A 6,541-nucleotide genomic window follows, 5' to 3' on the forward strand; every position below is an offset into this window, starting at 1 on the left:
GGGGCTACAGGCACAATCAAGCTGCTGTTTGATGCACCTTTTACAAAATTTAAGAATATGGTGCGTTCGCAGCCAGAGCGAAGTGTTTGGCCTTAAAAAGCATGGTCAGGGAAACATTTCTCTGACCCGCCTCTAAGAAAAACTCGTGAAGGCATTTCTTAATTGTGACTTGAAATGTAAGCAGAGAAAGAGTTTTGAAAGCTTCGGTTGTACATCGCTGTTGCTCGGTCTTGGCTGGAAAAATGCCCTTTCAAACTGGCTTTCAGATACAAAGTAAGAAACGCAGGTATCAACATTTCTTAATATGATTTGTATATTTTATTTTCTGGGTTACTTAAATCCTTTGCTAGTAAGCTTTTCAAGACTTAACGGGAAAAGTCAGCTTGATAAACTGCTTCATAGCCATCTACCATTTTTGGCACACTAAAACAATTCTCGACATGCTTACGACAAGCATGACGATCTAGTTCTGCCACTTTGTTAACGGCATTAACACATTCAGAAATGCTGTTACAGATGAAGCCAGTTTTTCCGTGGACAATTACTTCGGGAACTGAACCCGAATTCATGGCGATGACTGGTGTTCCTGCTGCCATTGATTCTGTCATTACCAAACCAAATGGTTCTCGCCAAGTAATCGTAAATAAAGTTGCTACTGCACCCCCCATCAAAGCATTCTTTTGAACATGGTTAGCTTCACCCAAATACTGAATTTGCTGACCATCAATTAAGGGCTGAATTTCTCGCTCAAAATACTCCACATCAACGACATCCACCTTACCTGCCATCTTTAAACGCCAAGCAGCCTCTTTTGCAATCTGTATTGCTAAGTGCGTTCCCTTTTCTGGTGCAATTCTTCCCAAAAAAGCCAAATAAGGTGGTTCGTCCGGCTGAGGATGAAACTTATGACTACTGATATCAATGCCATTGTAGACAGTTGCTACATAATTCAACCCTAACCTAGATTCACGTTGGGAATTGGAAATACTTACATAGGGCTGGTTTTTGGCATATTGAAATATCTTTTCGTTATCAGGGGTAAAGATACCATGTAATGTGGTAACTGTCGGTGTCTTTACTAAATTCGCATAGAGCAACGCACTACAGCCTGTATGTGAATGAATTATGTCAAAGGTTTCTGCTTGCTCATATACCAAAGCCAGTTCCAACATTTCATAGAGGTTACACTCTTTGATGCTTGAATCTAGTCTCAAAGGATAAGGATGAACTGATTGCAGCTTTGCCAAAGTTATTGAATCTCCGGATGCAAATAGCGTTACTTCATGCCCTCGCCTAACTAATTCATCGGTCAATAAGCCCACAACTAATTCTATTCCACCATAACCAGGAGGTGGAACTCTCTCCCAAAGAGGAGCAATTTGAGCAATCCGCATAGAAACTCCTAAAAACTTAAGACTAGAATTTCAAGAAGGTCTTTCTTTTAAAAAGGGTTTTAAAGTAACTCAGTTCATTACTAGTCAAGTTGAATACACTTCCGGCCGGCTGCTGCTGCTGCTTGGGGGGTATAGTACAGTCTTTGTTCACCAAATACTGCGCCATCAGCACTAACTAACCGAAACTCCCAAAAATATCCCTGTGTGTTAAACACAACTAAAGTAAAGCTTTGAATGCCAACCACAGAGTAAATTTTGATGATAGACACAATGGTATTTAATCTATCTCTTTCAAGATGTTATGTGATGGGCTGATTTATTTGGTTAAGAGAATTACAACATTTTTAACAGAAGCAAAATTAGTGATGATTAATACTCTCCGTGTCTTTTCTCCTGCCTTATGGTTTGAGTACAACTTTGATGGCGTAGATATAGCAAAGCTGTCACCAGAGGCAAGATAGCCTGAAAGTACTGCGGTGAATGACTTTTAGATATTTCAGTTACCAACCAGCCAAGGGATTAACAAAGCTGTAACAGCCAGTCTACTCGATCTAGCAGGAGCAAGTCGTGAAATGGCACATCGAAGTTGCTCACGCCCCAGCAGAGAATCTTCCCCTCGTGCTGAAGCTGCTCGAAGGCAGCGATCGTCTCCTCCAGTGGGTATTGACCGCGCCAGTGCAACAGATAAGAGTCCAGCCGATCGGGATGAAGTCGAGCGAGCGATTTCTCGCAGGCTATGATCGTCCCTCTCCGAGAAGCATTTCCAGGAAGAACCTTGGAAACCAGGAAAACCCGATCGCTGCCACCTCGCGCTGCGTGGAACCAAATCGATGCTGTTCCATACCTGTCCTCGTGATTAACGCTCCGAGTCCTCACGCCATCTGCCGTACCTGCCCTGCATGGCTGAACAGCTCGATCATTTCCCGGTTGAAGGCTGGGATGTCGTCTGGCTTGCGGCTCGACACGAGGTTGCTATCAACTACAACTTCCCGATCTACCCACTGGGCACCTGCGTTCTGGAGATCGGTCTTGAGCGACGGCCACGAGGTGATCTGCCGTCCGCGCACCACATCTGCCTCGATCAGAGTCCAAGGTCCGTGGCAGATCACTGCTACCGGCTTGTCAGTATCAAAGAAGGACTTTATAAACTCGATCGCCTTAGCTTTAGTCCGAAGTTGATCTGGATTGGCAACACCACCGGGAAGCAGGAGGGCATCATAGTCGGCTGGATTTACTCGATCGAGGGGGACATCTACCGGGAAAAAATCCCCTTTGTCATAATGGTTCCAGCCCTGAACGCGATCGCTCTTAGGTGAAATGATGTGGGTTTGAGCACCTGCTGACTCAAGGGCTTGCTTGGGTTGAGCCATTTCAACTTGCTCAAAGCCATCTGTAACCAGAATGGCAACTTTCTTATTTGTGAGATCTTCTGTCATCTCTACCTCCTAAAGTATTGGCTAGACTTGGTTTTTTCGTGTTCTTGTGGGGTTTTAGGCAGCCTGACCTGGCTTGAGCACGATCTTGATACAGTTGTCCTTCTTGTGCTTGAAAATTTCGTAGCCGTGCGGTGCTTGTTCTAGCGGCAGACGATGGGTGATTACAAAAGATGGGTCGATATCGCCATTTTGGACGCGATCGAGTAACGGGCGCAAGTACCTATGAACGTGCGTTTGTCCCGTTTTAAATGTTAAGGCTTTGTTCATGGCAGCACCCATCGGTATCTTGTCTACAAAGCCGCCGTAAACACCAGGAATTGAAACAGTGCCACCTTTGCGACAGGCAACAATCACTTGCCTTAGGGCAGTGGGTCGGTCGGTTTCCATACGCACGGCTTGCTTTACCTGGTCGTAAAACGCATCAGGACCCGTACCGTGGGCTTCCATTCCCACAGCATCCATGCAAGCATCTGGACCGCGCCCACCGGTCATATCTTTGAGGGCTTCACCAACATCAACTTCCTCATAGTTAAGGACTTCTGCCTTGCCGTCTTTCGCCATCTGTAGGCGTTCGGGAACTCGATCAATCGCAATGACGCGCTCGGCACCTAGCATATATGCACTTCTAATGGCAAACTGTCCGACTGGACCGCAGCCCCAGATCGCTACAGTATCTCCTGGCTGGATATCGCAGTTTTCCGCTGCCATATAGCCAGTGGGGAAGATATCCGTCAGAAACAGGACTTGTTCGTCTGTTAGTCCATCAGGAATCTTGAATAAACCGACATCGGCAAAGGGAACGCGGGCATATTCAGCTTGACCTCCAGCATAGCCACCCATCATATGGGAGTAGCCGAAAAGACCAGATGGGGAATGACCCATGAGTTTTTCCGGTATCCAAGCGTTAGGGTTGGAGTTATCGCACAGCGACCACAAATCTTTTTGACAAAAGAAACAGGAGCCGCAGGAAATGGTAAAGGGGACGACAACGCGATCGCCTATCTTCACATTCTTGACGGCACTGCCTAGCTCGACGACCTCCCCCATAAATTCATGACCCAGGATATCGCCCTTTTGCATCGTGGGGATGTAACCGTCATAAAGATGTAAATCAGAACCGCAAATCGCCGTTGACGTGATTTTAACAATCGCATCACGCGGATTGATGATTTTTGGATCGGGTACTGTTTCAACCCGCACTTCGTTAGCGCCGTGCCAGCAAACTGCTCTCATTGAGTTGTTCTCCTTTTTTATTTCGCGCATTAGCCAGAGGCGAAGCGTTAGACGCAAAGGGTAAGAGATGACAAGCTTCCTTAGTGTCTTTGAACCTTGCTGCACCCCAAAATTGGCTTGAAAATCAGGGTTTGAGTAAGACTTTGACGCAGTTGTCTTGTTTGTGTTTGAAAAGCTCAAAGCCGCGTGGTGCGTCTTTTAGACTGAGGCGATGTGAGAATACAGCAGATGGATCGACTTCGCCTTCGATGACGTGACCCAGCAACCGAGGCATATACTTTTGACCGTGCATTTGTCCCGTTTTGAGCGTCAAACCTTTGTTCATGAAAGCGCCCATCGGCATCTTGTCCACGAAGCCAGCATAAACGCCCATGACCGACAGAGTGCCACCCTTGCGACAAGCCAGAATCATTTGCCGTAACACATGAGGGCGATCAGTTTCCAGCCGTACTGCCTGCTTCGCTTCATCGTAGAATCCTTCCAGCCCGATCCCATGAGCTTCCATGCCACAGGCATCAATGCAAGCATCGGGACCGCGCCCGCCTGTCATTTCTTTCAGGGCTTCGCCCGCATCGACTTCCTCATAATTGATCGTTTCCGCTTTCGCGAAGTCCTTAGCCAGTTGCAAGCGGTAGGGAAAGCGATCGATGCCAATCACGCGCTCGGCACCGAGTAGATAGGCACTGACCATAGTGAACTGTCCGACTGGGCCACAACCCCAGACTGCTACGGTGTCTCCAGGCTGAATATTACATAAATCTGCTCCCATGTAGCCGGTGGGAAAGGCATCGGTGATCGGCAGCAGTTTTTCATCGGGAATGTCTTGGGGAAGTTTAAGCGCGCCGAAATCAGCGAACGGCACGCGAACATATTCTGCATCGCCACCGGCATAGCCACCGAATAAATGGGAATAGCCATAAATTCCCGACGTACCAAAGCCAAACACCTTCTCCTGCATCCAAGCGTTGGGGTTGGAGTTATCGCATAGTGACCATAAATCTCGTTGGCAGAAGAAACACGAGCCGCAGCCGACCATAGAAGAGACAGCCACGCGATCGCCCTTTTGCAATTGCTTGACTTCGCTACCAATTTCAACAACTTCCCCCATAAACTCGTGACCAAGAATGTCACCCGGTTGCATCGTCGGAATGTAGCCATCGTAGAGGTGCAAGTCAGAACCACAAATGGTTGTTGATGTCACTTTAAGGATGGCATCGCGCGGGTTGAGAATTTTTGGATCGGGAACTGTTTCGACCCGCACATCATTAGCACCATGCCAGCAAGCTGCTTTCATAGTCATTAGTCCTTAGGTCATTGGTTATTAGTCGTTAGTCTTCTCATTAGTCCTTAGTCATTTGTCGTTAGCTAATAAACAAAGGACAAGTGACTATTTCCCTCTTGGTTGTCCCTCTGTGGTGGCAATCTCGCCTGCTTCCATCATCATTTTGAAGCGGCGTAAATCATCTCCGATTTGCTGTTCTGGTTCTTCGCCAAATAATTTAGCGATGTCTGCGATGGGCTTCGCCAAAGCAGCTCCAATCGCACCCCCAGGCGGGGTAAATTCTCGGATTGTTTTTACCTCAGTGCCACGATTCCCAGGTGCTGGCTTGAAGTGGACGCGACCAGAGGTTTCAATTGCTGCACCTTCAACCGAAGTCCAGGCAATCAATTCGTTTTCTCGGTCTTCGGTAATAACTACATCCCACTCAACGCTTTCATTTAAGAATCCTTTGCTAATCCAGTGCGATCGCTTCTCGTCGTATACCCTCACCTCTTTGAGATGCTTGATAAAGCGTGGCAAGTTATCAAAGTTACGCCAAAAGCGATAAAGTTCCTCTACTGGTTTGTTAATGGTTAAAGTCTTTTCAACTTTGACCCGTTGGTTCATGACTGTACTCGTGACCATTGCCTCTTGTGCTTGCTATATGTCTTTTAATTATCAAAGTTGGGACAAATTGATTTGTCTTAACTCTTCTATTGCTTAGAGTTGTAGTTAAAAAAAAAATACTTATATTCTTTCAATAGTCTTAGGTTTTCAATAAATCGATACTTCAAAAGTAGTAATTGGCAGTTACAATATTTGTATACAAAAACACTTAGTTAATTGACAAAATAGTCGCGTTTTCAGAAGCAGAAATGGTGTTTGCACAACGCTACCAAGCCTTCTCCCAAAAAGCAGAACAGTGCGAACGCATCTAAATATTGAATATTGAATGCTCAAGGTATGATTGTAAATTGTTGGAGGACACCGTACTCCCAACGCACTTTTAAAGATGAATTATTAACATACATAATAATAATGATAATCATTGTTAGCAGGATCTGGGTATCAGTTAGGTCGAGGCGGAGTATTAAGCTAATCAGCATTTAAGCTGCAATATAGCTGAGATTGCCTTTGTTTTTGATTTTCCGATGCCACTTAATCACTAACTCGCCTTGATTCAACAGCTTATCTAACAGAGATGTTAATTCCTCTAC

7 protein-coding genes are annotated in these 6,541 nt (G+C 46.0%); all 7 read right to left on the reverse strand.

The window, feature by feature from the left end:
• Positions 1-365: 365 nt before the first annotated feature.
• The 7 genes from IQ244_RS31875 to IQ244_RS31905 all read right to left on the reverse strand — a co-directional run bounded on the left by IQ244_RS31875 (position 366) and on the right by IQ244_RS31905 (position 5,951).
• Complete coding sequence (locus tag IQ244_RS31875; protein WP_193900660.1) at positions 366-1,394, reverse strand: glycosyltransferase family 4 protein; 1,029 nt, start codon at positions 1,392-1,394, stop codon at positions 366-368.
• A gap of 80 nt (positions 1,395-1,474) precedes the next feature.
• Positions 1,475-1,663, reverse strand: coding sequence for a hypothetical protein (locus tag IQ244_RS31880; protein ID WP_193900661.1), 189 nt, complete (start codon positions 1,661-1,663; stop codon positions 1,475-1,477).
• Between the two features lie 250 nt (positions 1,664-1,913).
• Positions 1,914-2,270: an aldo/keto reductase gene (locus IQ244_RS31885; RefSeq protein WP_322746148.1), complete on the reverse strand. Its 357-nt coding sequence runs from the start codon at positions 2,268-2,270 to the stop codon at positions 1,914-1,916.
• Positions 2,267-2,830 (reverse strand): type 1 glutamine amidotransferase domain-containing protein, encoded by a 564-nt coding sequence (locus IQ244_RS31890; protein WP_193900662.1) that lies wholly within the window; start codon positions 2,828-2,830, stop codon positions 2,267-2,269. Before IQ244_RS31890 ends, IQ244_RS31885 begins: the two co-directional genes overlap by 4 nt.
• Before the next feature lie 54 nt (positions 2,831-2,884).
• The gene (locus IQ244_RS31895; RefSeq protein ID WP_193900664.1) at positions 2,885-4,063 is read right to left on the reverse strand and encodes a zinc-dependent alcohol dehydrogenase; all 1,179 of its coding nucleotides are present in this window, start codon (positions 4,061-4,063) and stop codon (positions 2,885-2,887) included.
• A gap of 124 nt (positions 4,064-4,187) precedes the next feature.
• The gene (locus tag IQ244_RS31900; RefSeq protein WP_193900663.1) at positions 4,188-5,357 is read right to left on the reverse strand and encodes a zinc-dependent alcohol dehydrogenase; all 1,170 of its coding nucleotides are present in this window, start codon (positions 5,355-5,357) and stop codon (positions 4,188-4,190) included.
• A 93-nt stretch (positions 5,358-5,450) separates the two neighbouring features.
• Positions 5,451-5,951 (reverse strand): SRPBCC family protein, encoded by a 501-nt coding sequence (locus IQ244_RS31905; RefSeq protein WP_193900665.1) that lies wholly within the window; start codon positions 5,949-5,951, stop codon positions 5,451-5,453.
• Positions 5,952-6,541: the final 590 nt, after the last annotated feature.

Origin of the sequence: Nostoc sp. LEGE 06077 (genome assembly GCF_015207705.1) — a bacterium.
Lineage (GTDB): Bacteria > Cyanobacteriota > Cyanobacteriia > Cyanobacteriales > Nostocaceae > Nostoc_B.

Bases quoted from the DNA above. Each gene is read 5' to 3' on its own strand.
- IQ244_RS31875 (WP_193900660.1), bottom strand. From the start codon at position 1,394: ATGCGGATTGCTCAAATTGCTCCTCTTTGGGAGAGAGTTCCACCTCCT.
- IQ244_RS31890 (WP_193900662.1), bottom strand. From the start codon at position 2,830: ATGACAGAAGATCTCACAAATAAGAAAGTTGCCATTCTGGTTACAGAT.
- IQ244_RS31895 (WP_193900664.1), bottom strand. From the start codon at position 4,063: ATGAGAGCAGTTTGCTGGCACGGCGCTAACGAAGTGCGGGTTGAAACA.
- IQ244_RS31900 (WP_193900663.1), bottom strand. From the start codon at position 5,357: ATGAAAGCAGCTTGCTGGCATGGTGCTAATGATGTGCGGGTCGAAACA.
- IQ244_RS31905 (WP_193900665.1), bottom strand. From the start codon at position 5,951: ATGAACCAACGGGTCAAAGTTGAAAAGACTTTAACCATTAACAAACCA.